This window comes from Bradyrhizobium sp. HKCCYLRH3061 (genome assembly GCF_051168015.1).
GTDB lineage: Bacteria > Pseudomonadota > Alphaproteobacteria > Rhizobiales > Xanthobacteraceae > Bradyrhizobium.
Map to the genome: position 1 here is coordinate 19375 of NZ_JBNPUE010000011.1, position 24536 is coordinate 43910.

The following is a 24536-nucleotide window of genomic DNA, read 5'->3' on the forward strand; positions in this document are numbered from 1 at the left end:
GCACCGATGGAAACATAAACGGAACGCACGAACGACGTGGTCAAGCGTCCGTCAACCGCCCATCTTCGCCATCAGCGCGTCCGAAATCTCGAAATTGGCGTAGACGTTCTGGACGTCGTCGTGCTCGTTCAGGAGGTCCATCAACTTCAACAGCTTCTCGCCGGTCTCGTCGTCGACCGCCACCGTGTTCTGCGGCTTCCAGGTCAACGCCGCCTTGCGCGGCTCGCCGAACTTGGCCTCGAGGTTCTTGGCGACCTCGTGGAAACTGTCCGGCGAGGCATAGACCTCGTGGCCGCCCTCGCCCGAGATCACGTCATCCGCGCCGGCCTCGATCGCGGCGTCCAGCACCGCGTCGTCAGAGGCGACGCTGCGGTCGAACTCGATGATCCCGACGCGGTCGAACATGAACGAGACCGAACCCGTTTCGCCGAGATTGCCGCCGGACTTGGTGAAATAGGAGCGAATATCGGAGGCGGCGCGGTTGCGGTTGTCGGTCAGCGCCTCGACGATGACGGCGACGCCGCCCGGGCCATAGCCCTCGTAGCGGATCTCGGCATAATTGTCGCCCTCGCCGCCGAGCGCCTTCTTGATGGCCCGCTCGATATTGTCCTTGGGCATGTTCTCGGCCCGGGCGGCGACCACGGCGGCGCGCAGCCGCGGGTTCATAGCCGGGTCGGGCGTGCCGAGCTTGGCGGCGACGGTGATTTCGCGCGCCAGCTTGCCGAACAGCTTGGACTTCATCGCATCCTGCCGGCCCTTGCGATGCATGATGTTCTTGAATTGGGAATGGCCGGCCATGCGAGGTCTCTTGCAATCGTAGGGGATCAATGGGGGAAGCGCGGCCTTATAGGCCGGGAATCGGCAAAATCAAAGATTTGAGGTGGATTCTGCGGTGGCTGCCCTCTTCGGGAAGCCGGACGGGTGCCCTGCAGCATAAGCCAATGTTAACCATGGCTTCACAGTCAAGTGCAACGATCCCGCCCCTCTGCACCTTTTCACCCGCACCGGGGCCCACCCCATGGCGTTTGGTTTCCTTGCAAGACGACCCTCTGCGCCCGATCCGGTGGCCGAACCGAAGCCGGTGGCCGCGCCGGAGCCGCCGACGTCGTCGGATGCCGATTCGGCCAAGGCCATTCTCGACCTGCTGGAGCTGGAACTCGGCGGCATGATTCGCCAGCTCGAGCGCGCCGCCGATGCGGTCGCCAGCGGCGCCGAGGCGACGGCGGGGACGCTGACGGACATTCGCCAGCGCGCCGATGCGCTGAGCGGGCGCAGCAGCGCCGCGCAAGGAACGGCGGCGACGTTCGCCCACGCCGCGGAGAAGGTGACCCAGTCCGCCCACGGTATCCGTGCCCAGGTCCAGGACGCCGGCCAGCTCGCCGACCAGGCCAGCGCCGCCGCCACGGAAGCCCAGGCCAACGTCGACCGCCTGCGCGAATCCTCGGCGGCGATCGGCAACGTCGTCAACCTGATCTCCCAGATCGCGCGCCAGACCACCCTGCTCGCGCTCAACTCGACCATCGAGGCCGCCCGCGCCGGCGAGGCCGGCCGCGGCTTCGCGGTGGTCGCGACCGAGGTCAAGGCCCTCGCCGTGCAGACCCAGAACGCGACCGAGGAGATCACGCGCAAGATCGAGGCACTGCAGAAGGACGCCGCCGGCTCGGCCGACGCCGTCCACCGCATCGCCCAGGCGATCGAGGCGATCCGCCCCGTCTTCACCAACGTCAACGGCGCCGTCGCCGAACAGAACCAGACCACCGGCGAGATGTCGAACAATGCGGCCCAGGCCTCGCAGTTCATATCCTCGGTGGTCGACAGCGCCGCCGACATCGGCAGCGCCACCCAGCAGGCCGAGAGCTATGGCGAGCGCGTCACGAACGCCGGGCGCGCCGTGACCATGTACGCCCAGAAGCTGAAGGCGCGCTGCGCCGTGCTGCTGCGGCAGGGCGATCGGCCCGTGCGCAGCGGCAGCGAGCGTCTGCCCTGTCACCTCAAGCTCGCGATCAAGTCGGGCGCACGTACGATCGATGCGCCGGTCTATGAGATTTCCAACGACGGCCTTCTGATCACCGGCCCAGATGCCAGCCGCCTGCCCGTGAACGAGCGTCTCGACGCCGTGCTGGAGGACGTCGGTCCGTGCCGCCTGCGCGTCACCGAGCAGGTCAAGGCCGGCGCCCAGGCGCGGTTCGATGCGCCAAGTGCCGAACTGCGCGAGAAGATCGAGGACAAGCTCTGGGCGCTGCACGAGGAGAACAGCGAGTTCGTCACCCGCGCCATGGAAGCCGGCACCGAGCTGAACCGGATGTTCGAGAGCGCCGTCGCGCGCGGCGAGGTCACGATCGAGGACATGTTCGACACCAACTATGTCGAGATCCCCGGCACCAATCCGCAGCAGCATCGCAGCCGGATCCTCGACTGGGCCGAGCGCGCGCTGCCTGCGTTCCAGGAGGCCTTCCTGGCCAAGGATCAGCGCTTGGCGTTCTGCGTCGCGATCGACCGCAACGGCTATCTGCCGGTGCACAACAAGATCTATTCGCATCCGCAGCGGCCGGGCGATGTCGCCTTCAATACCGCCAACAGCCGCAACCGCCGCATCTTCAACGATCCGGCCGGGCTCGCGGCCGGGCGCAACCAGCGGCCCTATCTGATCCAGAGCTACGCGCGCGACATGGGCAACGGCAACACCATCATGATGCGCGAAATCGACGTACCGATCCGCGTCCGCGGCCGGCACTGGGGCGGCTTCCGCACCGCCTACAAATTGTGAGCCAAGCGGCGATTTTCTGATCCTATCAAGCCCGGGAGTCTGGACATGTCGGTCGCGCAACGCGCCATTCTGGAAAGTCACGACGCGCGCACCGGCGCCGAGCGGCTGATCGACGAGATCGCCGACCGCATCGGGGGCCTCGGCGTCGAGCTCGCCGACGTCGCCGGCAACGTCCAGGAGGTCGCCAACCGCGTCAGCTACCAGTCGCAGCGGTTCGGGCATCTGCAGGCCACGGCCAAGACCATGGTCGCGGCCAATCACGACATCGCCACCGCCTCGCAGGCGGTGCAATCGGCCACGACCGCCGCGGTCGGCGACATCACCCAGTCGCGCAACGTGGTCGACACCGCGGTGCGACACATCGCCGAACTGGTCGAGTCCGTCGAGCGCATCGAGCAGCGGCTCGGCTCGGTCGGCGATGCGCTGTCGCAGGTCGCCAAGGTCTCGGTGGCGATCGAGGCGATCGCCAAGCAGACCAACCTGCTGGCGCTCAACGCCACCATCGAGGCCGCGCGCGCCGGCAGCGCCGGCCGCGGCTTCGCCGTCGTCGCGAGCGAGGTGAAGTCGCTCGCCGAGGCGACGCGCCAAGCCACCCAGGAGATCGGCGATACCCTGCGTGGGCTCGACTCGCAGGTGAAGAGCCTGCTCGGCGAGAGCGGCCAGGCCTCGTCGCGCGCCAAGACAGCGGGTGAAGGCGCCCAGCAAATCGGCGGCATCATCGTCCGCGTCCAGGACGGCTTCACCAGCGTCGGCCAGGAGATCGACGGCGTGGCGAAGGCCGCGACCTCCAACCTCGCGCATTGCGACGCCGTGATCAGCGAGCTCAACGAGCTCGCCAAGGGCGTCGACCAGTCCTCGGTCGAGCTCAAACAGGCCGACAGCCGCATCGCCAAGCTGCTCGATCATTCCGAGGCGCTGATCGGGCTGATCGCCGAAAGCGGCGTGCAGACCACGGACGCGCCGCTGATCAAGACCGTCGTCGAGACCGCCCGGCAGATCTCGGCGACCTTCGAGGCGGCGATCGATCGCGGCGAGATCACGCTCGCCGACCTGATGGACGAGACCTATCGCGAGATCCCCGGCACCAATCCCAAGCAGTACATGACGCGCTACGTCGAGTTCACCGACCGCGTGCTGCCCGCGATCCAGGACCCGATCCAGGGCAGCGACCCGCGCATCGTGTTCTGCGTCGCCTGGGCCCGCGGCGGCTATCTGCCGACGCACAATCCGAACTACCGCAGGCCGCAGGGGCCCGATCCGGTCTGGAACAACGCCAACTGCCGCAACCGCCGGCTGTTCGACGACCGCGCGGTGAAGAAGGTCGCCGCCGCCAGCAACAAGCCGTTTCTGCTCCAGACCTACCGCCGCGACATGGGCGGCGGGCAGTTCGTGCTGATGAAGGACCTGTCCGCGCCGATCGTCATCAAGGGGCGGCATTGGGGCGCGTTCCGGATGGGCTTTCGCCTCAAGGCCTGACGCAGGCTCTCATCCTCCCCAGAACGCCGGCCTCGTCTGCGACAGCCGGCCGCCGATCCGCACCGGCGCGACCTTGATCGCAAGCCCGGTGCCGTTGTCGGTCTCGACCGCCACCCCGCTCAACGTCGCCTCGCCCGTCGCCGGCTCGAACCGCGCCGACGGGATGCCCGACTGGAAGCGCCGCAACGGCTCGTCCTTCTGCATGCCGATGATGGAATCGTAATCGCCGGTCATGCCGGCATCGGTCATGTAGGCGGTGCCGCCGGGCAGGATCTGGTGATCGGCCGTTGGCACATGCGTATGGGTGCCAACGACGAGGCTGGCGCGGCCGTCGCAGAAATAGCCCATGCCCTGCTTCTCGCTGGAGGCCTCGCAATGCACGTCGACCACAACAGCATCCGCCGCCTCGCGCAGCGGGCAGGCGCCGAGCTCGCGGCCGACAGCCGCGAACGGATCATCGAACGGCGTCATGAACACGCGCCCGAGCACGTTGACCACCAGCGCGCGGGCGCCGTTCTTGGCATCGATCAGCGCGGCGCCACGGCCGGGCGTGCCCGCCGGATAGTTCGCGGGGCGCACCAGGCGCGGCGCGCGCTCGATGAACACCAGCGCCTCGCGCTGATCCCAGGAGTGGTTGCCGAGCGTGACCGCGTCGGCGCCGGCATCGACCAGCTCCTGATAGATCGCCTCGGTGATGCCGAACCCGCCGGCCGCGTTCTCGCCATTGACGATGACGAGATCGAGCGCCCAATCGCGGATCAAGCCTGGAAGGTGGTCCGAGACGGCGCTGCGGCCGGCCCGGCCGACGACGTCGCCGACGAAGAGAATTCGCAACTCAATTGCTCCGGAAATCCAAGGTCTCGCGCTCGGTTAGCACATAATCCAGCGCCGCGTCGTGGGCCAAGGCCGGGACGGCCTCGGTTTCCTGCACGGCAAAGCCGAGCCCGACGCCGATGAGATGATGTGTCTTCCGCAAGTGCGAGAAGGTGTAGTCGTAGTAGCCGCCGCCATAGCCGATGCGGTGGCCGGTGCGGTCGAAGGCGGCGAGCGGGACCAGCATCACGTCCGGCACCAGCTCGGCCGCGACCGGCGACGGCTCGGGGATGCCGAGCGAGCCCAATGTCAGCCGATCGCCCGGCGACCACGCCCGGAAGGAGAGCGAATGGCCGCGTGCCAGGATGACCGGCAGCGCCAGCCGCGCGCCCTTCGCTGCCAGCACGCGCATCAGCGGCACCGGATCGAGCTCGTTGCGAATCGGCGCATAGCCCGAGACCACCTGGCCCGGCTCCAGCGCGAACGGCAGCCCGCGCACCGCGATGGCCTGGGCGGCGGCGCTGCGCGCCTCGTCGCTCAGCGCATCGCGCGCGGCCAGCGCTGCAGCCCGCAGCTGCTGCTTGGTGTGCTGGACGGCCTTCATCGGCATGCGGCGGGACCTCCGTCAAGAGCGCGCGGACGCGGGCACTCCAACGTTCTCAGAAACGCAGCAGGTCGGCAATCGAAGGGGCAGAGGAGAGATACAAAGAGGAGAGAGACAAGCGCGAAGCCGCAATCGCCGTTGAAACGCTCGATCCCGGAGTTCCCTACGAAAGTAGGTGGGCACCATATGTCCAGGTCCACGGACCTGGCCAGGGACAGTTCCCTAAAGGATCGATAAGGCCCCGGGGATATGTTGGTTCCGGACGCGCGTCGCAGCCTCGCCGGCGCAATGTAACCATGGCGGGGTGATTTTGCCAGCGGTGCCGACGGATTGGGACGGGACGCCGTCGCCCATCCTCGGTGTCGTCGCCCGGCTTGACCGGGCGACCCAGTCCGCCGTGACGGCAGTGGCTCAGCCGAGAGGCCGCGGCGTACTGGATCGCCCGCTTTCGCGGGCGACGACAGCGGTGAGGTGGCGGCAGCCGGGCTGATCCCTGCTGAGCCGATTGCCGCGGGGCCTTTCATTCCAGTGCAGATCACGGTGGATTCGGCGTCGGCCATGGCTTCGACTCCTCGCGGCGCGTAGCGTCCGAGCTGTTGAACTTCGGTCGCCCTCCGTGAACAGAGGGCACAGGGAAGGCCGGGCGTCGGCTGACGCCCGTGGCCCGCCTGCTCAAAAAATGCAGGCGGCAGGTACCACAGGTGCAGCCGGACACGCCCGGCCTTCCCTGCGCGACGGTTGGAACGGCTGCTTCGCGATCTCCCTGGTGCGCCGGGCTTGTTGGCCACCATGCTCTGCGCGACGCCTCAAGCGTCGTCGCAAAGGTAACACCAGCATCGGGGTGTCAGGACCACGCGACTTGACCGTACGTGCATCGCCGTTCGTCCGCGCGATGTGACTCACGCTGCGGCAATCCACGCCCATCGCATCCCACTGCCAACGTCTCGTGACGGTCGCGACACGCCCCTCATGCGGCAGCAGGACGAGCGGAAGCATCCGCCTGATTTGCCCGACACGGCAAGCGACGTAGCCTGCGACATCGTAACGCGACGGGCAGTTTGCGCATGATCGACATGCGCGGCTTGCCCGTCGTGCAGTTCACCGCGTGCATCTGCTCACGTGCCGCCGCCCTAACATTCCGCCGTCGTCCCGGCCTCGCGCGCTTTGCGCCGAGGCAATTCAGGATCTCTCCGCAGTTGCAGCCTGGATTGCTTCGCCACTGCGCTCGCAATGACGCCGTGGCGATGACGGCGCTCCCGCGGCAGCGCCGCGTCGGCAGCGCATAGTCTTGCCACGATTCAGGCCCATCGACTGGAAGCTGAAGTTGTGGCAGATCATGCCCACATCCGAATGCCCCGTATCGTACGTTGGAGTCCTGGCATGCGCTTCAATCTCACAACTGTCACGGCCGCGTGCGCGCTGCTGATTGTGTCGGCTGGAGCGGGCCTCGCCGCCGACGTCAAGATGCATCGCGTCGCGATCCAGGTCGATCAGAACGATCCGGCGATCATGAATCTGGCGCTGAACAACGCCACCAACATCATGGAGACGTTCAAGGAGAAGGGCGAGGAGGTCGAGATCGAGCTCGTCACCTATGGACCCGGGCTGAACATGCTGCGCGAGGATACCTCGCCGGTGAAGGACCGGCTCAAGCAGATCGCCGAGCTGAGCTTTCCCGCCAAGATCAAATTCTCCGCCTGCAACATCACCAAACGCGGCATGGAGAAACGCGAAGGACATCCGATTGCGATCGTCGCCGAAGCGAGCCTGGTGCCCTCGGGCGCAGTGAGGCTGATGGAATTGCAGGAGAGCGGCTGGAGCTACCTGAAACCTTAAGTAGTTCTTGCCCCAAAACTGCCAGGTTTAGGGCTCATTGAGATACGATCTTGGATTGATCTGTGTCATCAGTCTGCTCGGGGGAATGGCGAGCAGACGCGATCGGGGACTATTCACATGCACAGAGTACTCGCCCGGCCGGCGCTGCTGGCGCTGGCAACGCTTTCGGCTGCCTTGCTCACCCCCGTCGGCGCGGTGCGCGCGCAAGAGCAGTCCGCCGCTCCGCTCTCGATCAAGCCTGCGCGCGCGTCGGAACGGCGGACCGTCGAGCCTCGGGTCTCAGAGTCCCGCGAGCCGCGGAGCGCCTCGGACGAAGCCGCCATCAAGACGCGCATGAACCAATGGACCGTCGGCCTGGCCGCGGGCCTGCCCGACGGCGGCTTCGTGCGCTTCGCCAGCGAGATGGCGCGGACGATGGACGATGGCGACAACATGCGCCTGATCCCGATGGTGACGCGCGGCACCACCTCGAACATCGCCGACCTGCTCTATCTGCGCGGCGTCGACGTCGCGATCACCTATGCCGACGCCTTCGACTTCTACGCCAGGCAGGCCGGTCTTTCCAACATCAACGACCGCATCCGCTACGTGCTGCGCTTCTTCATCTCCGACGTGCACATCTATGCGCGCGACGAGTTCAAGACGCTGCAGGACCTGAAGGGCCAGAAGGTCGCGGTGGGCACGGCGGGCGTCGCCGCCGCCCACACCGGCCCGCTGATCTTCCGGCGCCTCGGCATCGACATAGAGCCGGTCGCGGTCGGTGGCCCTGTCGCGCTGGAGAAGCTGCACAAGGGCGAGATCGCCGCGATGGTCTATGTCGCCTCCAAGCCCGGCGAGCTGTTCAGCGGCAAGAAGGCGGATCCCGGATTCCACTTCGTGCCGGTGCCGTACACGCAGCAATTCTCGGATTTCTACTATCCGACCAGCATCAAGGCCGACACCTATCCAGGGCTGGTCGCACCTGACACCGCCGTGGAAACCATCGCCGTGCCGTCGGTGCTGGCCGTCTACAACTGGAAGCCGGGCAGCGACCGCGCCGACCGCGTCAACCGCTTCGTCGACACGCTGTTCACCAACCTCGCGCGGCTGCAGCAGCCGCCGTTCCATCCGGGCTGGAAGGATCTCAATCTCGAGGCCCAGGTGCCGGGCTGGCAGCGCTATCCGTATGTCGACGCCGTGCTGGAACGGATGAAGAAGGAGGCCAATGTCGGCCTGGCGCCCGCCGCGACCGGCGGTCTCTCGCAACAGGACCGCTTCGAGGCGTTTCTCGAATCGCAGGCCAAGGCGCCGACCTCGAAGGCGGAGAAGGAGGAGCTGTATCGCTCGTTCCTGGACTGGAGCCGCAAGCGGCAGAGATGAGGGGGACCGCCAATAGCGGCTCGGGCAGTCGGCTCCCTCTCCCCGTTCTTACGGGGAGAGGGTTGGGGTGAGCGGCCGCCACACGGGAAGTGTGAGTTGGGGCAGACGCGCAGGGAGCGTCCTTGGTGAGACCTGTACCCCCTGACCCGGATTGCATCTGACGATGCAATCCGACCTCTCCCCGCAAGCGGGGCGAGGTACACCGAGCCAGCCGCGTGAGCGATCGCGCAAACTTGCTTGCAATCAACTCAACAACAACTTCATCCCCGGATCGCCCTTCTCCATCGCCCGCTGATAGGCCGGGCGGGCGGCGATGCGTGACAGATAGGCGCGGATGTTGGGGAAGGGGCTGAGATCGTAAGGCAGGAAGTAGCGCATCGTCGTCAGCGAGAACACGGTCATGATGTCGGCGGTGGTGAGCGCCGCCCCCGCCAGGTAGTCCGCCTCGCCGCAGCGCGCCTCGACGGCCGCGAAGGCGCGATCGACCCGCGCCCGCATCGCGCCGAGCATGGGATTGTCGTCGGGCAGATCGAGACGGTTGAGGATCATCAGCCGGCCCATCGCCGCCTGCAAGGTGCCGTTGGCGAAGTGGAACCAGTAGAGGAATGGCGCGAAGTTCGGATCATCGGGGCCTGGCCGCAGCCGGCCCTGGCCGTATTTGGAGATGATGTAGTCGACAACGGCGCCGGATTCGGCGAGCACCAGATCGCCGTCGGTAATGACCGGCGCGGCGCCGATCGGGTGCAGCGCCTTGTACTCCGCGGGCGCCAGGACCGTCCTGGCGTCGCGCGTGTAGCATTTCAGCTCGTAGGGTATTTGCAGCTCCTCGCAGAGCCAGACGATGCGCTCGGATTGGGACTTCCCCAGATGATGGATTGTCAGCATGCGCTATCTTACCTCACCATCGCGCCGTACACGATGTCCTGCACCTGCTCGCGATAATATTTGCGCAGGTCGCCGGGCGCCGCGGTGCCGACCACCACGACGAGGCGCTCCTTCGGATCGCAGAAGAACTGCGTGCCATAGGCGCCGTTCCAGCTGAACTCGCCGGGATTGCCGGGCACCGCAGACAGACCCTCGCTGACGCGCACGGCGACGCCGAGCCCGAAGCTGAAGCCGGCGCGATGCGGCTCGACATTGGCGACGGTGTTCTTGATTTCCGGCCCGAGATGGTTGGAGGTCATGTGCTGCACCGTCTTCGGGCTCAGGATGCGCGCGCCATCGAGCTCGCCGCCATTGAGCAGCATCTGGCCGAAGCGGACGTAGTCGCCGATGGTGGCGAACGAGCAGGCGCCGCCGCAGTCCGACTTCGTCGACGTATCCAGCAGCTTGATCGCCTGCGGCTTGCCGGTCAGCGGATTGTTCGGAAACGGATGCGCCAGCCGCGGGCGTTGTGCGTCGGTCGGCGCGAAGGTCGCGTCGACCATGCCGAGCGGCTTCCAGACATTGGCTGAAAGATATTCGCCGAGCCGCTGCTCGCTGACCTTCTCGATGACGGCGCCGAGCACGTCGATGGAGAAGCCGTATTCGAACTGCGAACCAGGCTGATGCGCCAGCGGCAGCCTGGTGAGGCGCTCGATGAAGGCCTGGGTGTCGCCCTCGATCGCGGGCGCGGTGCCGTCGGGATAGAGCCGCGCCACCGGGCTCGAGCTGTCCGGCCGGCCACCATACATCAGGCCCGAAGTGTGGCGGTAGAGATCGTGGATCAGGATGGGGCGGGCCTGCGGCACCAGCAGCAGCGCGCCGTTCTCCTGGGTGACGCCGACCTTCATGTCGGCGAAGGCCGGATAGTAGTCGGCGAGCCTGGCCTGCAACGGCAGTCGCCCCTGCTCCATCAGCGTCAGCCCCGCCACCGCGGTCATCGGCTTGGTCATCGAGGCCAGGGCGAAGATCGCGTCGAGCGGCATCGGCGTGCCCTTCACCGGATCGAGCTGGCCGTAGGCCTTGTAGTGCACGAGCTTGCCGTCACGCGCGATCGCCACGACGGCGCCGGGCACGCGCCTGGCGGCGATCTCGCGGGCGAAGAAGTCATCCATGCGGGCGAGCCCCGCCTGCGAGAAGCCGACCTCGTCGGGCCTGGCCTCCGGCAGGGGCGCGGCGGTGAGCTGCGTGATGATCATGGTGAAGGCTGTGGCTACGGCCGCTTTGAGCAGCGTCTTCATGGGCACCTCCCTGATGCGCGGATGATCCCGCTTGTCTCGCGGGATTCGATCGCTCCGCCTGACCAATGGGTAGAGGACATAGGAAAGAACGACAAGCGCTCGCAACACGAACACATCGCGATGACGTGATCGGCTTCGCTGCCGCACAATGGCGTATCCGCGCGACCCATCGGAAGGGGACGGGTGAGACCGCTGACAGGCGATATCACGCATGCTGAGGACGATCGGACTCATCCTTCACACGCTCTGGGCCATCTGTACGCTTGCGACGGGAGCCTTCGTCGGTGCAACCGTCGGCTTTCATTCGGGCGGCTGGATCGGTGCCGTCGTCCTCGGCCTCGTCGGTCTGGTCATCGGCGCAGTAGGCGCGGCATTGCCGTTGGAAACCATCGCATTGATCATAGAAGGTCTTTGATCCCTGTTCGGAACCGTTGCCGCTGCGAGAGGTTGCCTGCTCTCGTCTCGAACGGAAGCAGCGCCATGACCGGACCCGAGCTCGCCAATCACTATCGCGCCTACATCGTGTGCCTGAATGCGCAGGCTTGGCCGGTGCTCGGCGATTTCGTGCACGACCACGTCGTTCACAACGGCCGGCAGCTCGGGCTCAACGGCTATCGCGATATGCTGGTGGGAAACTTCGCCGATATCCCCGACCTTCGCTTCAACATCGGCCTGCTGCTGTCAGAGCCGCCTCGCGTCGCAAGCCGGCTGGAGTTCGACTGCACGCCGCGTGGCGCGTTCCTCGGGCTGCCGGTCAACGGCCGGCGGGTCGCCTTCACGGAGAACGTGTTCTACGCATTCCGCGACGGCAGGATCGCGGAAGTATGGTCGGTGATCGACAAGGCCGCCATCGAGGCGCAACTCGCGCGAGCGTGAGTGAGGCTGCGAAGGAAGAGCGTGCTCTCAGATACAGCGCCCTCGCCCCTTGTGGGAGAGGGCATCGCCGGCCTATCCACGCACGCGGTTGGGTGAGGGGTTTCTCTCCACGAACAACGCTCGCCGCGAGAGACCCCTCACCCAACCGCGCTCGCCGCACTGTCATACATGCCCTCTCCCACAAGGGGCGAGGGCACACTCATAAGCACCGCGAAATGAGGCGGTCCACGTTGACTGCACTAGGACTGACTTGTTAGTTCCGCCCTATCCGATCGCCACCCCGCCACCGATGGTCCGGTTGAGCACCTGCGTGGTGCGCTCGATGCGCTCGGCGGCGGCGTTCAGCGCCTTGGCCACCGCGACTTGCGTGGCGCGGGCGCGGTCGCTCGCCTGGTTGCGCACGTTGCGCAGGCCTTCCAGCTCCTGCTCCAGCATCTGCACGCGCTGATTGGCGTCGATCAGCTCATCGCACACGGTGAGCGCAGCCATCACGGTCAGGCGGGCGTCGCCGATCTCGCCGAACTTGCCGCGCAGATTGGTGATGCGCGATTCCAGACTCTCCGCGAGTTTCAGCAGCCTGAGCTCCTGGCCCTCCTCGCACGCCATGCGATATTGGCGGCCGTTGATGGTGACGTTGATGTGGCTCATTCTTCGTCCTCATCGTCTTCAGCGGCGTCCTGCCCGTCGCCGCCAGCGAGCACGGCGCGGATGGTGCCGATCGCGGTGTCCAGACGTTCGGCGATCTCGCGATTGGTGCGCTCGAGCCGGCGCGTCTTCATCAAGGAGCCGTCGAGCTCGTCGGCGAGACGCGAGCGGTCGGCGCCGAGCGCCTGGATGCGCGTCGCCAGTTCGTCCTCGTCACGATCCGCCTCGCGCCGCCGCTCGACCGCGCTCTCCAGCGCGTCGAGGGCCGTCATCAGTCGCCGCGTCGCCGCCTCGAGATCGGCGGCGCCGGGTTCCACCTGGCCGGCAAGTTTGGCAGGGTGATCGTTCATGGCGCGGATGCGAGGCCCTCGGAGCCAGCGGGACGCGACAAAAGCGCTGTCCGGCAAGCGGTTACGGGCAAAATCTTACGTGCTGGGCGAGCCAAGCGCAACGCTCGGCCGAAACTATGCACTACTAAGCAACTTTTGGGACGTCCGGGACGTTGCATTGCCTTTGATTCCCGGAACCGAGGTGCTAATCAGCCCGCAAAATCCCGGCCCGCCAGCAATACCGGCGGCGTCCCTGTCATCAGCATTTCACGTTTGGACGGATTCCAGCATGACGCAGGTCGATCATTCCCGCATGGCCAACGCCATCCGCGCGCTCGCAATGGATGCCGTCGAAAAGGCGAAATCGGGCCATCCCGGCCTGCCGATGGGCGCCGCCGACGTCGCCACCGTGCTGTTCACCCGCGTGCTGAAATACGATGCCGCAGCGCCCGCCTGGCCGGACCGCGACCGCTTCGTGCTGTCGGCCGGCCACGGCTCGATGCTGCTCTATGCGCTGCTGTATCTGACCGGCAACGAGGAGATGACGCTCGACCAGATCAAGCGCTTCCGCCAGGTCGATTCGCTGACCCCCGGCCATCCGGAGAATTTCCGCACCAAGGGCATCGAGACCACCACCGGCCCGCTCGGCCAGGGCATCTCCACCGCGGTCGGCATGGCGCTGGCCGAGAAGATGCTGCAGGCGGAATACGGCAAGAAGATCGTCGACCACCACACCTACGTGCTGGCCTCCGACGGCGACCTGATGGAGGGCATCTCCCAGGAAGCGATCGCGATGGCCGGGCACTGGAAGCTCAACAAGCTGATCGTGCTGTGGGACGACAACGGCATCTCGATCGACGGCCCGCTGTCGATCGCCGACTCGGTCGACCAGGTGAAGCGCTTCAAGTCTGCCGGCTGGGCCGCCGAGCTGATCGACGGCCATGATCCCGAGGCGATTGCCGCCGCGATCGCACGGGCGCAGAAGTCGTCGAAGCCGTCGCTGATCGCCTGCAAGACCACGATCGGCTATGGCGCGCCGACCAAGGCCGGCACCTCCAAGGTGCATGGCGAGGCGCTGGGAGCAGAAGAGCTGAAGGGCGCCAAGGAGAAGCTCGGCATTTCGCAGGAGCCGTTCTCGGTGCCCGACGACGTGCTCGCCGCCTGGCGCGAGGCCGGCCGCCGCGGCGCACCCGCACGGGCGGAGTGGGAGACCCGGCTCGGCGAGATGGGCCCGCGCAAGCGCGCCGAGTTCGAGCGCCGGCTGCGCCACGAGCGCCCCGCTGGGCTGGCGAAGGCGCTGAAGGACCACAAGAAGGCGCTGCTGGAGACCCCGCTCAACGTCGCCACCCGCAAGTCCTCGGAGGCCGCGATCGAGGTGATCGCCGCGGCGATGCCGTTCGAGTTCGTGGCGGGCTCGGCCGACCTCACCGGCTCCAACAACAACAAGGCGAAGTCCGCGACCTCGTTCTCGGCCAAGACGCCGAAGGGCCGCTTCATCCATTACGGCATCCGTGAGCACGGCATGGCGGCGTGCATGAACGGCATCTTCCTGCATGGCGGCTTCGCGCCGAACGGCGCCACCTTCCTGGTGTTCTCGGACTACGCGCGCGGCGCAATGCGCCTGTCGGCGCTGATGGGCGCCGGCGTCGTCTACGTGCTGACTCACGACTCCATCGGCCTCGGCGAGGACGGCCCGACGCATCAGCCGGTCGAGCATCTCGCCGCGCTGCGCGCGATGCCGAACATGCGCGTCTTCCGCCCGGCCGACGCGGTCGAGACCGCCGAGTGCTGGGAGCTGGCGCTGAACCGCACCAACGGCCCGACCGTGCTGGCGCTGACGCGGCAGAACCTGCCGCAACTGCGCACCTCGGCGCCGGCTGACAATCCCTGCGGCCGCGGCGGCTATGAGCTGGTCGCGGCGCAAGGTGAAGCCAAGGTGTCGCTGTTCGCGACCGGCTCCGAGGTCGAGATCGCGGTCGCCGCGCAGAAGCAGCTCGCCGACCGTGGCATCCCAGCCCGCGTCGTCTCGGTGCCGTCGCTCGAGCTGCTGCTGGAGCAGCCGGCCGAGACCCGGGCCGCGATCATCGGCAAGGCGCCGGTCAAGATCGCCATCGAGGCCGCGGTGCGCTGGGGCTGGGACGCGGTGATCGGCCAGGACGGCATCTTCATCGGCATGCATTCGTTCGGCGAGAGCGGCCCGGCCAAGGAGCTCTACAAGCATTTCGGCATCACCGCCGAGGCGGCTGTCGAGGCCGCCGTACAGCGGCTGGCGTAAGGCCTTCGGTCCCCCCGCGCGGCCGTCCATCACGTCTGAGCGACCGGACAGCCGCGCTGGCGGATCCCTGATTCGCGACGGTTGAGCGAGCGCAAAAAAAGGACTACGAAAGGGCCATATCGTCCGCTCCCGCCCGGCAGAACCGGGCGTCAACAGGTCCAAACCCTCGTAGAGCCCTTGCCAGGGGCCGGCTACGAGGGACGAGAAACGTCATTGAACGATAAACGTCATTGAAGGAGACGAAAATGGCAGTCCGGGTCGGGATCAACGGGTTTGGCCGCATCGGCCGCAACGTTCTGCGCGCCATCGCGGAATCGGGCCGCAAGGACATCGTGGTGGTCGGCATCAACGATCTCGGCCCGGTCGAGACCAACGCCCACCTGCTGCGCTTCGACAGCGTGCATGGCCGCTTCCCGCACACCGTGACCGTCGACGGCGACACGATCGATATCGGCCAGGGCAAGATCAAGGTCACCGCCGAGCGTGATCCGTCGAAGCTGCCGTGGAAGGATCTCGGCGTCGACATCGCGCTGGAATGCACCGGCATCTTCACCTCCAAGGACAAGGCCTCCGCGCACCTGACCGCCGGCGCCAAGCGCGTGCTGGTCTCGGCCCCGGCCGACGGCGCCGACGCCACCATCGTCTACGGCGTCAACCACACCACGCTGACCAAGGAGCATCTGGTCGTCTCCAACGGCTCGTGCACCACCAACTGCCTGGCGCCGGTGGCCAAGGTGCTGAACGACACCGTCGGTATCGAGACCGGATTCATGACCACGATCCACGCCTACACCGGCGACCAGCCGACGCTGGACACGATGCACAAGGATCTCTATCGCGGCCGGGCCGCTGCGATGTCGATGATCCCGACCTCGACCGGTGCGGCCAAGGCGATCGGCCTGGTGCTGCCCGAGCTGAAGGGCAAGCTCGACGGCGTCGCGATCCGCGTGCCGACGCCAAACGTCTCGGTGGTCGATCTCAAGATCGTCGCCAAGCGCAACACCGATCCGAAGGAGATCAACGAGGCGATGAAGCGCGCCGCCGAGCAAGAGCTCAAGGGCGTGCTCGGCTACACCACCGCGCCGAACGTCTCGATCGACTTCAACCACGATCCGCACTCCTCGACGTTCCACATGGACCAGACCAAGGTCATGAACGGCAACCTCGTACGCGTGATGTCCTGGTACGACAACGAGTGGGGCTTCTCCAACCGCATGGCCGACACCGCCGTCGCGATGGGCAAGCTGCTCTAACAAAATTGACTGTCATGGCCGGGCTTGTCCCGGCCATCCGCGTTTTATGCCCATAGAAGGACGACGTGGATGCCCGGCACAAGGCCGGGCATGACCGCCTGGGAGGCACCTCATGAAACAATTCCGTACGCTCGACGACGTCGACGTCAAAGGCAAGCGCGTGCTGCTGCGCGTCGATCTCAACGTGCCCATGGAGAATGGTCACGTCAGCGATGCCACGCGCCTGGAGCGCGTCGCGCCGACCATCAACGAGATCGCCACCAAGGGCGGCAAGGTCATCCTGCTCGCGCATTTCGGCCGGCCCAAGGGCCGCGACGCCAAGGACTCGCTGAAGCCGGTCGCCGCCGCGCTCTCGCAGGTGATCAAGCGCCCCGTCGCCTTCGCCGACGACTGCATCGGCGAGCCGGCGGCAAACGCGATCGCCGCGATGAAGGACGGCGACGTGCTGTGCCTGGAGAACACGCGCTTCCACAAGGAGGAAGAGAAGAACGATCCGGCCTTCGTGGCCGAGCTCGCCAAGCTCGGCGACATCTGGGTCAACGACGCCTTCTCCGCCGCCCACCGCGCCCATGCCTCGACCGAAGGCCTCGGCCACAAGCTGCCGGCCTATGCGGGACGCACCATGCAGGCCGAGCTCGACGCGCTCGACAAGGCGCTGGGACGGCCCGCCAAGCCGGTGATCGCGATCGTCGGCGGCGCCAAGGTCTCGACCAAGATCGACCTCTTGGAAAACCTCGTCACCAAGGTCGATGCGCTGGTGATCGGCGGCGGCATGGCCAACACCTTCCTGCATGCCCAGGGCGTGCAGATCGGCAAGTCCTTGGCCGAGAAGGATCTGGCGGCGACTGCTCTCAGGATCATGGACAAGGCGGAAGCCTCGAACTGCGCCATCATCCTGCCGGTGGACGCCACCGTGTCCTATCACTTCGCGGCCAATTCGCCGTCCTTCGCCTACGGCCTCGACGCGATCCCGCCGGACAGCATGATCCTCGACGTCGGCCCGCAATCGACCGCACGCATCCATGCCGCGATCGACGATGCCGCGACGCTGGTCTGGAACGGTCCGCTCGGCGCCTTCGAGCTGACGCCGTTCGACCGCGGCACGATGGTCGCCGCCAAGCACGCAGCGGAACGCACCAAGACCAAGAAGCTGGTCTCGGTGGCCGGCGGCGGCGATACCGTCGCGGCCCTCAACCAGGCCGGCGTGGCCGCCGACTTCAGCTACGTCTCGACCGCCGGCGGCGCCTTCCTGGAATGGATGGAAGGCAAGCCGCTGCCGGGCGTGGAAGTGCTGAAGGCCTGATCCTCAGAGCTTGTCGGCCATGGATGTTTCTGTTATGTTCCATTCATGGCTGACACTCCGACAGACGCCGTGCACTCGATCCTGATAAAGATTCAGGAGAGCATTGCTGCGCTTCGGATCGAGGTTGGACAGTTCAGGCAAGACAATCGAGCCGAACACGAGCGGATGGAAGCTTTGATCCGCAAGCAGCGTCGCGATGCCGCCGGCATGCTGGTCATGATGCGTGCGGCCGCCAGCGACTTCGACGAGCGGGTCAGTGAGGTCGAAGAGCGCATCGCGGCTCTCGAAACCAGGAAGACCTGAGTCGGCCCCACCGCGCTACCCGTTGCGACGGATTTCACCGCCAACCTTCAGTGGTGCCCGATAGTGCTGCCTGGTCGCCTGCGTCGCCCGCAACCCTTGGAATCTCCCGACCACCGCGTTATGCACGGTGCAGCAGTTTCGACACGTGCGCATCCTGCCGCACCGTCCAATTCTTAATCAGGGAGTTCCAGTCATGGCTCGTATCACGTTGCGTCAATTGCTCGACCACGCGGCGGAAAATGACTACGGCGTCCCGGCCTTCAACATCAACAACATGGAGCAGGCACTGGCGATCATGGAGGCGGCCAATGCGGTCGACGCTCCGGTGATCATCCAGGCCTCGCGCGGCGCCCGCTCCTATGCCAACGACGTCATGCTCAAGCACATGATGGACGCGGTCACCGAGATCTATCCGCACATTCCGGTGTGCGTGCATCTCGACCATGGCAACGGTCCCGACACCTGCATGACCGCGATCCAGTCCGGCTTCACCTCGGTGATGATGGACGGATCACTGAAGGCCGACGGCAAGACGCCGGCTGACTGGGACTACAATGTCGGCGTCACCAAGACGGTCGCCACCATGGCGCATCTCGGCGGCATCTCGGTCGAGGGTGAGCTCGGCGTGCTCGGCTCGCTCGAGACCGGCATGGGCGACAAGGAGGACGGCCACGGTGCCGAAGGCAAGCTGTCGCACGACCAGCTGCTGACCAACCCGGACGAGGCCGTGAAGTTCGTGCGTGAGACCCAGGTCGACGCGCTCGCGATCGCGATGGGCACCTCGCACGGCGCCTACAAATTCACGCGCAAGCCCGACGGCGACATCCTCGCCATGAACGTGATCGAGGAGATCCATCGCAAGCTGCCGAACACGCATCTCGTGATGCACGGCTCGTCCTCGGTGCCGCAGGACCTGCAGGAGATCATCAACGCCTATGGCGGCAGGATGAAGCCGACCTGGGGCGTGCCGGTCAGCGAGATTCAGCGCGGCATCAAGAACGGCGTGCGCAAGATCAACATCGACACCGACAACCGCATGGCGATGACCGGCCAGATCCGGAAAGTTCTGTCGGAGCACCCGGAGGAATTCGATCCGCGCAAGTACCTGAAGCCGGCGATGGAGGCGATGGCCAAGCTGTGCAAGCAGCGCCTGCAGGAGTTCAACACCGCCGGCCAGGCCTCCAAGATCAAGCGCGTGCTGACCACGGCCGAGATGGCCAAGCGGTACGCCAAGGGCGAGCTGGCTCCGAAGGTGGCGTGAGGCAGCTGCCGCCGCGCTGCGTTGAGCTTCTCGACCCCAGCAGCCGCCGCAACGGCGGTAAGCTCCCCTCCCCCTTGCGGGGAGGGGTCGGGGGGGTCCGGGGCGTACTATCAGTGATGAGATCGAAGGCGCATATCGACCATCGCGCTTGCGATTGAAGTGGCCGAACGCGTGCGCGCGACAGCGTTCACCACTTACGATCTCAACGCGTAACTCACTGAGTTCAGTGCGTGTGGACCCCCACCCCCAACCCCTCCCCGCAAGGGGGAGGGAAGCCGACCACCGGTGACGTGATCGCTTGCTCCGATCAGCAACCTCCCCTTCACCTCTTCGAGAGTCCGCCTCACCGGCGGCCAATGTTTGCTCGGCATCCGCCCGAGAACCGTCTATTTTGATGGGCAGGGCAGGTGCGTCTGGAGCCAAGCATGAATCTCTCCGCACTGAACACCACGGCCCTTGCCATGGTTGCACCGGGCAAGGGCATCCTCGCCGCCGATGAATCCACCGGGACGATCAAGAAGCGCTTCGATGCCATCAAGGTCGATTCGACCGAACAGAACCGCCGCGACTATCGCGAGATGCTGTTTCGCAGCGAGGGCATGTCGTTCATCTCCGGCGTCATCCTCTATGACGAAACCATCCGGCAGCATGCCGCCGACGGCACCCCGCTGGTGAAGCTGATCGAAGCGGCCGGCGCCATTCCCGGCATCAAGGTCGATGAGGGAACACAGCCGCTGTCCGGCTGCCCCGGCGAGCGGGTCACGGTCGGCCTCGACAGGCTTGCGGATCGGCTGGCGACGTACTACGCGCTGGGTGCGCGCTTCGCCAAATGGCGGGCCGTGATCGATATCGACAAGGACAACATCCCTTCGATGACAGCGATCCATGTCAACGCGCATGCGCTCGGCCGCTATGCCGCCCTGTGCCAGGCAGCGAACATCGTGCCGATTGTCGAACCGGAGGTGCTGATGGACGGCGATCATGACATCGGTCGCTGCTTCGACGTCACGCGCCGCGTGCTGAACGAGGTGTTTCGTGAATTGCGCATCCAGCGCGTCGCGTTGGAAGGCATGATCCTGAAGCCCAACATGGCGGTCGCGGGCAAGCAGTCGCCGGACCAGGCCGGGGTGCAGGAGGTCGCCGAAAGGACCGTCCAACTGTTGAAGGAATGCGTGCCTGCGGCGGTGCCCGGCATCGCCTTCCTGTCCGGCGGACAATCCGACGAGAGCGCGACCGCGCATCTCGACGCGATGAACCGGCTCGGACCGCTGCCCTGGAAGCTGACCTTCTCCTACGGCCGCGCGCTGCAGGCGGCGCCGCAGCAGGCATGGGCAGGCAGGGCGGCGAACATCCCCGCCGGCCAGCGCGCCTTCACCCACCGCGCCCGCATGAACGCGCTTGCCAGCCGCGGCCAGTGGACCGCAGCGCTCGAGAAAGAGGCCGCCTAGTGTCCGGCAAGACGACATCCGCGCGGCCCGCGCCGCGCCTCTATCTGGCAACGCCGGTCGTGACCGATGCGGCGGCGCTGGCCGCCGGCCTGCCCGAGATCCTCGCCAGCGCCGACATCGCTGCGGTGCTGGTGCGGCTGAAGGACAGCGATCCGCGCAGCATGATCACGATGGTCAAGACGCTGGCGCCGGCGATCCAGGGCGCCGGCGCAGCGCTGCTGATCGACGGCCATCCCGACATCGTCGCCCGCGCCGGCGCCGATGGCGCGCACCTGACCGGCATCGCCGCGCTGGAGGAGGCGCTGCCCGGCCTGAAGCCGGACCGCATCGCCGGCTGCGGCGGCCTGTCCACACGCCATGATTCGATGCGCGCCGGCGAGCTCGGCGCCGACTATGTGCTGTTCGGCGAGCGCGATGCGCAGGGACGGCGGCCCTCGCCGGATGCCGTCAACGAGCGCCTCGCCTGGTGGGCGGAGCTGTTCGAGCCGCCCTGCGTCGGCTATGCGATCTCGCTCAAGGAGGCCGCGGACTTCGTCGCGGCGGGAGCCGATTTCGTGCTGGTCGACGACCTCGTCTGGAACGACGCCCGCGGCCCGGCCGCGGCGCTTGCTGAGATCAGCACCGCGATCCGCAGCGCCCATACGGCCGCGCCAGCCGACGCGCCAGGACAGAGCTGAACGGCGGCCGATGACGATCCTGCGCCTGACATGTGTCGTTGCTGCGCTCGCCATGGCGATGCCGGGCGCACGCGCGCAGATCTCGTTGACGCCGCCGGCCCTGCAGCCGGCCCCGGCGGAAAAGCCCAAGCCGGTCGAACGGCCGGCGGAGAAGGCGGCCGAGAAGGCCAAGCCGCCGGCAACGTCCGCGGCAAAGAAGCCGGCCCCCGCCCCGTCGGCCAAGCCGGCCGCCCCGGCGCCGGCCGCGACGCCACCGCCCGCCGCCAATGATCCCAATGTCGACCTGGTCTACGGCGCCTATCAGCGCGGCCAGTACAAGACCGCGTTCGATCTCGCCACGCCGCGGGCGCAGGCCGGCGATCCCAAGGCCATGGCGATGCTCGGCCAGCTCTACGAAAACGCCCAGGGCATCCGCCGCGATTACGACAAGGCGGCGATCTGGTACAAGCGGGCCGCCGAGGCCGGCGACCGCGAGGCGATGTTCGCGCTGGCGATGATGCGGCTGGCCGGGCGCGGCGGCCCTGTCGACAAGCTCGAGGCGGTCAAGCTGCTGGCCTCCGCCGCCAAGCTCGGCGAGCCGAAGGCGGCCTACAATCTCGCGCTGCTCTATCTCGACGGCCAGACCTTGCCGCAGGACCTCAGGCGCTCGGCCGAGCTGCTGCGCCTGGCTGCGGATGCCGGCAATGCCGAGGCGCAATACGCGCTGGCGACCTTCTACAAGGAAGGAACCGGCGTGCCGAAAGACCTCGAAAAGGCCGCGCAATTGCTGAAGGCGGCCGCGATCGCCGACAATATCGACGCCGAGGTCGAATACGCCATCGCGCTGTTCAACGGCACCGGCGTGCCGAAGGACCAGCCCGCGGCCATCGCGCTGCTGCGCCGGGCCGCGCGGCAGAACAGCCCGGTCGCCCAGAACCGGCTGGCGTGGGTGCTGCTGTATGGAATCGCCACCCCGATGGACAAGGTCGAGGCCTACAAATGGCACCTGGTGGCCAAGACCGCCGGCAAGGGCGATCCCAAGCTCGACGAGAAATTCGCCGACATGCCCCCCGAAGACCGCGCCAAGGGCGAACAGGCCGCCAAGCACTGGCTGGGCACCATCAAGTGATCGGCCGCTGATCCGGCCTTGACGCGGCCGCCCCGGCAGGGCACCCACAGCCAGCCATTTCACCCGCCTTCGTCCGCTTCCGGGGAAGGCGCGCACCGCGAGGTGCGGTCAGCCCAGCGCATCGAGCTCATGATCCATTCCGCCCTCATCAACGTCATGGTCAAGGCCGCGCGCCGCGCCGGCCGCAACCTCAAGCGCGATCTCGGCGAGATCGAGCACCTGCAGGTGTCGCTGAAGGGGCCGGCCAATTTCGTCTCCCGCGCCGACAAGAAGGCCGAGGAGATGCTCTACGAGGATCTCTCCAAGGCCCGGCCCGGCTACGGCTTCCTCGGCGAGGAGGGCGGCAAGCGCGAAGGCAGCGACAAGTCGCACACCTGGATCGTCGACCCGCTCGACGGCACCACCAACTTCCTGCACGGCATCCCGCAATTCGCGATCTCGATCGCGCTGCAGCGCGAGGACACCGTGATCGCCGGCGTGATCTACAATCCCGCCAATGACGAGCTCTACATCGCCGAGCGCGGCAAGGGCGCGTTCCTCAACGACCAGCGGCTGCGCGTCGCCGCGCGCAAACAGCTGCATGAATGCGTCATCGCCTGCGGCCTGCCGCATATCGGCCGCGGCGATCACCAGCTGTTCCTGCGCGAGATGACCTCGCTGCAGGTCAAGGTCGCAGGGCTCCGCCGCTTCGGCGCCGCCTCGCTCGACCTCGCCTTCGTCGCCGCCGGCCGTTTCGACGCCTATTGGGAGCGCGACCTGCAGCCCTGGGACATCGCCGCCGGTATGGTCCTGGTGCGCGAGGCCGGCGGCACCGTGTCCGGCATCGACGGCAAGGAGGACGCGCTGGCGACCGGGCACGTGGTGTGCGGCAACGAGGTCATCCACCGCGAGCTGGTGAAGGTGCTGAAAGCGGCGGCGTAGCTTGATTCTGCGCGGCCACCGGCCGCCTTCTTACGGTTTGCCAAACCGCTCGCCTCACATGCGGTGTCGTCCCGGCCTTGAGCCGGGACCCATAGCCACCGGCCGTTTTGATCGAGCAAGATGGGTCGACCAGAATGCCTCACACGTCTCCCTGGGGTTATGGGTCCCGGATCGGCGCGCGCGTGACGCGCGCTTGTCCGGGACGACACCGAGGGTGAGGCTGGCCGCGCCTAGTATCGCCGTCCGCTGGTGAAGGCCTGCGGCGTGGCACCTGGCAGCGCCGGAGAGTTGATGTCGCTGTCGACGCGATCGGACGACTGGCCGGCGTAGCTGAAGCCGAGCGACAGGCTGACATTGGAGGTCGGCTTGAACTCGACGCCGCCATTGATCGCGTAGGCCGGCGTCGAGGTCGAGCGCCCGTCGAACGTCGCGAACGGGCCACCGAGGCCGGGATTGTATTTCAGCGTCTCGAAGCCGCCATAGAAGCTGACGCCGCTCTTGAAGGTGTAGCCGTATTGCGCGCCCTCGGTCGTGTACGACCCGAGCCCGCCGTAACGGTTGACGAGGTTCGAGCTCAGGCCGACGCCCGACAGCGCCGCCCAATTGTTCGTCACGCTGTAGCTCCGCGCGAAGAAGCCGCTGTCCCTGCCGCTGCCCGTGAAGCTTGGGTAGTCGCCGTAGGACTCGAGACTGCCGGAGTCGCTGAAGCCGACCGGCCAGCCCGGCAGCCAATATTTGACGGGACCGGATTGGGCGTGGGCGGCTGAGGCGCCGAGAGCAGCGAACACCAACGCGAGAACAGATTTGCGAGAGACCATCGACATGCCGTACCCGTCACGTGTCGTCGCAGCATACACGGACGGACCAAGAAACTCCAGTCGCGGGGATTGCAGCATCATGTCCCAGCGCCGGCGGTGCTCTCCCCTCCCCCTTGCGGGGAGGGGTCGGGGGTGGGGGTCCGCGAACTCCGAACGCCGATAAGGGAACATATCTTCGGGCGCCCACGAATGAGCAAGCGGCTTGCGTTTCTCGCTCAAGCAAATGAGCCGCGTCGTGGATGGGAGTAGATTTCATCACATTGAGCGGGACTGGTGGACCCCCACCCCCAACCCCTCCCCGC

At 66.7% G+C, this 24536-nt stretch carries 23 protein-coding genes and 1 other RNA gene; 15 read left to right on the top strand and 9 right to left on the bottom strand.

The annotated features are described in order from the left end of the window. Positions 1 to 51: 51 nt before the first annotated feature. Positions 52 to 798, bottom strand: a complete 747-nt coding sequence (locus ACQR2C_RS18595) for a YebC/PmpR family DNA-binding transcriptional regulator (protein WP_315804796.1) — start codon at positions 796 to 798, stop codon at positions 52 to 54. A 220-nt stretch (positions 799 to 1018) separates the two neighbouring features. On the opposite strand from ACQR2C_RS18595, the gene ACQR2C_RS18600 reads away from it, so the two are divergent. Both ACQR2C_RS18600 and ACQR2C_RS18605 read left to right on the top strand, forming a co-directional pair. Further along, positions 1019 to 2767, top strand: a complete 1749-nt coding sequence (locus ACQR2C_RS18600) for a methyl-accepting chemotaxis protein (protein WP_434881804.1) — start codon at positions 1019 to 1021, stop codon at positions 2765 to 2767. A 45-nt stretch (positions 2768 to 2812) separates the two neighbouring features. Beyond that, positions 2813 to 4243 carry a methyl-accepting chemotaxis protein gene (locus tag ACQR2C_RS18605; protein WP_434881805.1) on the top strand — a complete coding sequence of 477 codons (1431 nt, stop codon included), beginning with the start codon at positions 2813 to 2815 and terminating at the stop codon, positions 4241 to 4243. A 9-nt stretch (positions 4244 to 4252) separates the two neighbouring features. Here the strand turns inward: ACQR2C_RS18605 and ACQR2C_RS18610 are convergent, their stop codons facing one another. The 3 genes from ACQR2C_RS18610 to ssrS form a co-directional block, all read right to left on the bottom strand. Continuing rightward, positions 4253 to 5077, bottom strand: a complete 825-nt coding sequence (locus ACQR2C_RS18610; protein ID WP_315804793.1) for a TIGR00282 family metallophosphoesterase — start codon at positions 5075 to 5077, stop codon at positions 4253 to 4255. Between the two features lies 1 nt (position 5078). Continuing rightward, complete coding sequence (locus ACQR2C_RS18615) at positions 5079 to 5660, bottom strand: 5-formyltetrahydrofolate cyclo-ligase (protein WP_434881887.1); 582 nt, start codon at positions 5658 to 5660, stop codon at positions 5079 to 5081. A 119-nt stretch (positions 5661 to 5779) separates the two neighbouring features. Further along, a non-coding RNA gene (ssrS, locus tag ACQR2C_RS18620) (6S RNA) lies at positions 5780 to 5941 on the bottom strand. Between the two features lie 1099 nt (positions 5942 to 7040). On the opposite strand from ssrS, the gene ACQR2C_RS18625 reads away from it, so the two are divergent. Together ACQR2C_RS18625 and ACQR2C_RS18630 are read left to right on the top strand one after the other, a co-directional pair. Next, positions 7041 to 7496, top strand: coding sequence for a DsrE family protein (locus ACQR2C_RS18625; RefSeq protein WP_434881806.1), 456 nt, complete (start codon positions 7041 to 7043; stop codon positions 7494 to 7496). Between the two features lie 117 nt (positions 7497 to 7613). Then, positions 7614 to 8855 carry a TAXI family TRAP transporter solute-binding subunit gene (locus tag ACQR2C_RS18630; RefSeq protein WP_315804791.1) on the top strand — a complete coding sequence of 414 codons (1242 nt, stop codon included), beginning with the start codon at positions 7614 to 7616 and terminating at the stop codon, positions 8853 to 8855. Positions 8856 to 9098: 243 nt separating this feature from the next. Here the strand turns inward: ACQR2C_RS18630 and ACQR2C_RS18635 are convergent, their stop codons facing one another. Then, on the bottom strand, positions 9099 to 9740 hold the full coding sequence (locus ACQR2C_RS18635) for a glutathione S-transferase family protein (RefSeq protein WP_434881807.1): 642 nt from the start codon (positions 9738 to 9740) through the stop codon (positions 9099 to 9101). Between the two features lie 8 nt (positions 9741 to 9748). Continuing rightward, positions 9749 to 11017 (bottom strand): serine hydrolase domain-containing protein, encoded by a 1269-nt coding sequence (locus ACQR2C_RS18640; RefSeq protein ID WP_434881808.1) that lies wholly within the window; start codon positions 11015 to 11017, stop codon positions 9749 to 9751. 211 nt (positions 11018 to 11228) lie between these two features. Here ACQR2C_RS18640 and ACQR2C_RS18645 point away from each other — a divergent pair, with 211 nt between their 5' ends. Both ACQR2C_RS18645 and ACQR2C_RS18650 read left to right on the top strand, forming a co-directional pair. Further along, positions 11229 to 11432, top strand: coding sequence for a hypothetical protein (locus ACQR2C_RS18645; RefSeq protein ID WP_316177337.1), 204 nt, complete (start codon positions 11229 to 11231; stop codon positions 11430 to 11432). Positions 11433 to 11497: 65 nt separating this feature from the next. Then, positions 11498 to 11893, top strand: coding sequence for an ester cyclase (locus tag ACQR2C_RS18650; RefSeq protein WP_316177335.1), 396 nt, complete (start codon positions 11498 to 11500; stop codon positions 11891 to 11893). A 264-nt stretch (positions 11894 to 12157) separates the two neighbouring features. Here ACQR2C_RS18650 and ACQR2C_RS18655 read toward each other — a convergent pair whose 3' ends face one another. Further along, on the bottom strand, positions 12158 to 12541 hold the full coding sequence (locus tag ACQR2C_RS18655; protein WP_315804786.1) for a cell division protein ZapA: 384 nt from the start codon (positions 12539 to 12541) through the stop codon (positions 12158 to 12160). Next, positions 12538 to 12888, bottom strand: a complete 351-nt coding sequence (locus ACQR2C_RS18660; RefSeq protein WP_434881809.1) for a DUF4164 domain-containing protein — start codon at positions 12886 to 12888, stop codon at positions 12538 to 12540. The genes ACQR2C_RS18655 and ACQR2C_RS18660 overlap by 4 nt, the downstream gene beginning before the upstream one ends. 268 nt (positions 12889 to 13156) lie before the next feature. Here ACQR2C_RS18660 and tkt point away from each other — a divergent pair, with 268 nt between their 5' ends. From tkt to ACQR2C_RS18705, 9 genes are all read left to right on the top strand, one after another. Continuing rightward, positions 13157 to 15142: a transketolase gene (gene tkt, locus ACQR2C_RS18665; protein WP_434881810.1), complete on the top strand. Its 1986-nt coding sequence runs from the start codon at positions 13157 to 13159 to the stop codon at positions 15140 to 15142. Between the two features lie 245 nt (positions 15143 to 15387). Next, positions 15388 to 16395, top strand: a complete 1008-nt coding sequence (gene gap / locus ACQR2C_RS18670; protein ID WP_434881811.1) for a type I glyceraldehyde-3-phosphate dehydrogenase — start codon at positions 15388 to 15390, stop codon at positions 16393 to 16395. A 112-nt stretch (positions 16396 to 16507) separates the two neighbouring features. Then, positions 16508 to 17698 carry a phosphoglycerate kinase gene (locus ACQR2C_RS18675; RefSeq protein WP_434881812.1) on the top strand — a complete coding sequence of 397 codons (1191 nt, stop codon included), beginning with the start codon at positions 16508 to 16510 and terminating at the stop codon, positions 17696 to 17698. A gap of 45 nt (positions 17699 to 17743) precedes the next feature. After that, entirely contained in the window at positions 17744 to 18001 is a 258-nt protein-coding gene (locus ACQR2C_RS18680; RefSeq protein ID WP_434881813.1) for a hypothetical protein, read from the top strand. Between the two features lie 193 nt (positions 18002 to 18194). Beyond that, the gene (fba, locus tag ACQR2C_RS18685; protein WP_315804780.1) at positions 18195 to 19262 is read left to right on the top strand and encodes a class II fructose-bisphosphate aldolase; all 1068 of its coding nucleotides are present in this window, start codon (positions 18195 to 18197) and stop codon (positions 19260 to 19262) included. 425 nt (positions 19263 to 19687) lie between these two features. Beyond that, positions 19688 to 20710, top strand: coding sequence for a class I fructose-bisphosphate aldolase (locus ACQR2C_RS18690; RefSeq protein WP_434881814.1), 1023 nt, complete (start codon positions 19688 to 19690; stop codon positions 20708 to 20710). Beyond that, the gene (locus ACQR2C_RS18695; protein ID WP_316216506.1) at positions 20710 to 21387 is read left to right on the top strand and encodes a thiamine phosphate synthase; all 678 of its coding nucleotides are present in this window, start codon (positions 20710 to 20712) and stop codon (positions 21385 to 21387) included. The genes ACQR2C_RS18690 and ACQR2C_RS18695 overlap by 1 nt, the downstream gene beginning before the upstream one ends. Before the next feature lie 10 nt (positions 21388 to 21397). Then, on the top strand, positions 21398 to 22495 hold the full coding sequence (locus tag ACQR2C_RS18700) for a tetratricopeptide repeat protein (protein ID WP_434881815.1): 1098 nt from the start codon (positions 21398 to 21400) through the stop codon (positions 22493 to 22495). 129 nt (positions 22496 to 22624) lie between these two features. Beyond that, positions 22625 to 23416 (top strand): inositol monophosphatase family protein, encoded by a 792-nt coding sequence (locus ACQR2C_RS18705; RefSeq protein ID WP_434881816.1) that lies wholly within the window; start codon positions 22625 to 22627, stop codon positions 23414 to 23416. Positions 23417 to 23646: 230 nt separating this feature from the next. On the opposite strand, the gene ACQR2C_RS18710 is transcribed toward ACQR2C_RS18705, so the two are convergent. Continuing rightward, a complete protein-coding gene (locus ACQR2C_RS18710) occupies positions 23647 to 24240 on the bottom strand; it encodes an outer membrane protein (RefSeq protein WP_316177319.1) in 594 nt (197 codons plus the stop codon). Between the last annotated feature and the right edge of the window lie 296 nt (positions 24241 to 24536).

What these genes read in the sequence shown, in the direction of transcription:
- ACQR2C_RS18690 (WP_434881814.1), top strand. Translation starts at nt 19,688, where the DNA reads ATGAATCTCTCCGCACTGAACACCACGGCCCTTGCCATGGTTGCACCG.
- ACQR2C_RS18700 (WP_434881815.1), top strand. Translation starts at nt 21,398, where the DNA reads ATGACGATCCTGCGCCTGACATGTGTCGTTGCTGCGCTCGCCATGGCG.
- ACQR2C_RS18605 (WP_434881805.1), top strand. Translation starts at nt 2,813, where the DNA reads ATGTCGGTCGCGCAACGCGCCATTCTGGAAAGTCACGACGCGCGCACC.
- tkt (WP_434881810.1), top strand. Translation starts at nt 13,157, where the DNA reads ATGACGCAGGTCGATCATTCCCGCATGGCCAACGCCATCCGCGCGCTC.
- ACQR2C_RS18675 (WP_434881812.1), top strand. Translation starts at nt 16,508, where the DNA reads ATGAAACAATTCCGTACGCTCGACGACGTCGACGTCAAAGGCAAGCGC.
- ACQR2C_RS18600 (WP_434881804.1), top strand. Translation starts at nt 1,019, where the DNA reads ATGGCGTTTGGTTTCCTTGCAAGACGACCCTCTGCGCCCGATCCGGTG.
- ACQR2C_RS18655 (WP_315804786.1), bottom strand. Translation starts at nt 12,541, where the DNA reads ATGAGCCACATCAACGTCACCATCAACGGCCGCCAATATCGCATGGCG.
- ACQR2C_RS18650 (WP_316177335.1), top strand. Translation starts at nt 11,498, where the DNA reads ATGACCGGACCCGAGCTCGCCAATCACTATCGCGCCTACATCGTGTGC.
- ACQR2C_RS18660 (WP_434881809.1), bottom strand. Translation starts at nt 12,888, where the DNA reads ATGAACGATCACCCTGCCAAACTTGCCGGCCAGGTGGAACCCGGCGCC.
- ACQR2C_RS18645 (WP_316177337.1), top strand. Translation starts at nt 11,229, where the DNA reads ATGCTGAGGACGATCGGACTCATCCTTCACACGCTCTGGGCCATCTGT.
- ACQR2C_RS18710 (WP_316177319.1), bottom strand. Translation starts at nt 24,240, where the DNA reads ATGTCGATGGTCTCTCGCAAATCTGTTCTCGCGTTGGTGTTCGCTGCT.
- ACQR2C_RS18630 (WP_315804791.1), top strand. Translation starts at nt 7,614, where the DNA reads ATGCACAGAGTACTCGCCCGGCCGGCGCTGCTGGCGCTGGCAACGCTT.
- ACQR2C_RS18595 (WP_315804796.1), bottom strand. Translation starts at nt 798, where the DNA reads ATGGCCGGCCATTCCCAATTCAAGAACATCATGCATCGCAAGGGCCGG.
- ACQR2C_RS18680 (WP_434881813.1), top strand. Translation starts at nt 17,744, where the DNA reads ATGGCTGACACTCCGACAGACGCCGTGCACTCGATCCTGATAAAGATT.
- ACQR2C_RS18615 (WP_434881887.1), bottom strand. Translation starts at nt 5,660, where the DNA reads ATGAAGGCCGTCCAGCACACCAAGCAGCAGCTGCGGGCTGCAGCGCTG.
- ACQR2C_RS18635 (WP_434881807.1), bottom strand. Translation starts at nt 9,740, where the DNA reads ATGCTGACAATCCATCATCTGGGGAAGTCCCAATCCGAGCGCATCGTC.
- ACQR2C_RS18640 (WP_434881808.1), bottom strand. Translation starts at nt 11,017, where the DNA reads ATGAAGACGCTGCTCAAAGCGGCCGTAGCCACAGCCTTCACCATGATC.
- fba (WP_315804780.1), top strand. Translation starts at nt 18,195, where the DNA reads ATGGCTCGTATCACGTTGCGTCAATTGCTCGACCACGCGGCGGAAAAT.
- ACQR2C_RS18625 (WP_434881806.1), top strand. Translation starts at nt 7,041, where the DNA reads ATGCGCTTCAATCTCACAACTGTCACGGCCGCGTGCGCGCTGCTGATT.
- gap (WP_434881811.1), top strand. Translation starts at nt 15,388, where the DNA reads ATGGCAGTCCGGGTCGGGATCAACGGGTTTGGCCGCATCGGCCGCAAC.
- ACQR2C_RS18705 (WP_434881816.1), top strand. Translation starts at nt 22,625, where the DNA reads ATGATCCATTCCGCCCTCATCAACGTCATGGTCAAGGCCGCGCGCCGC.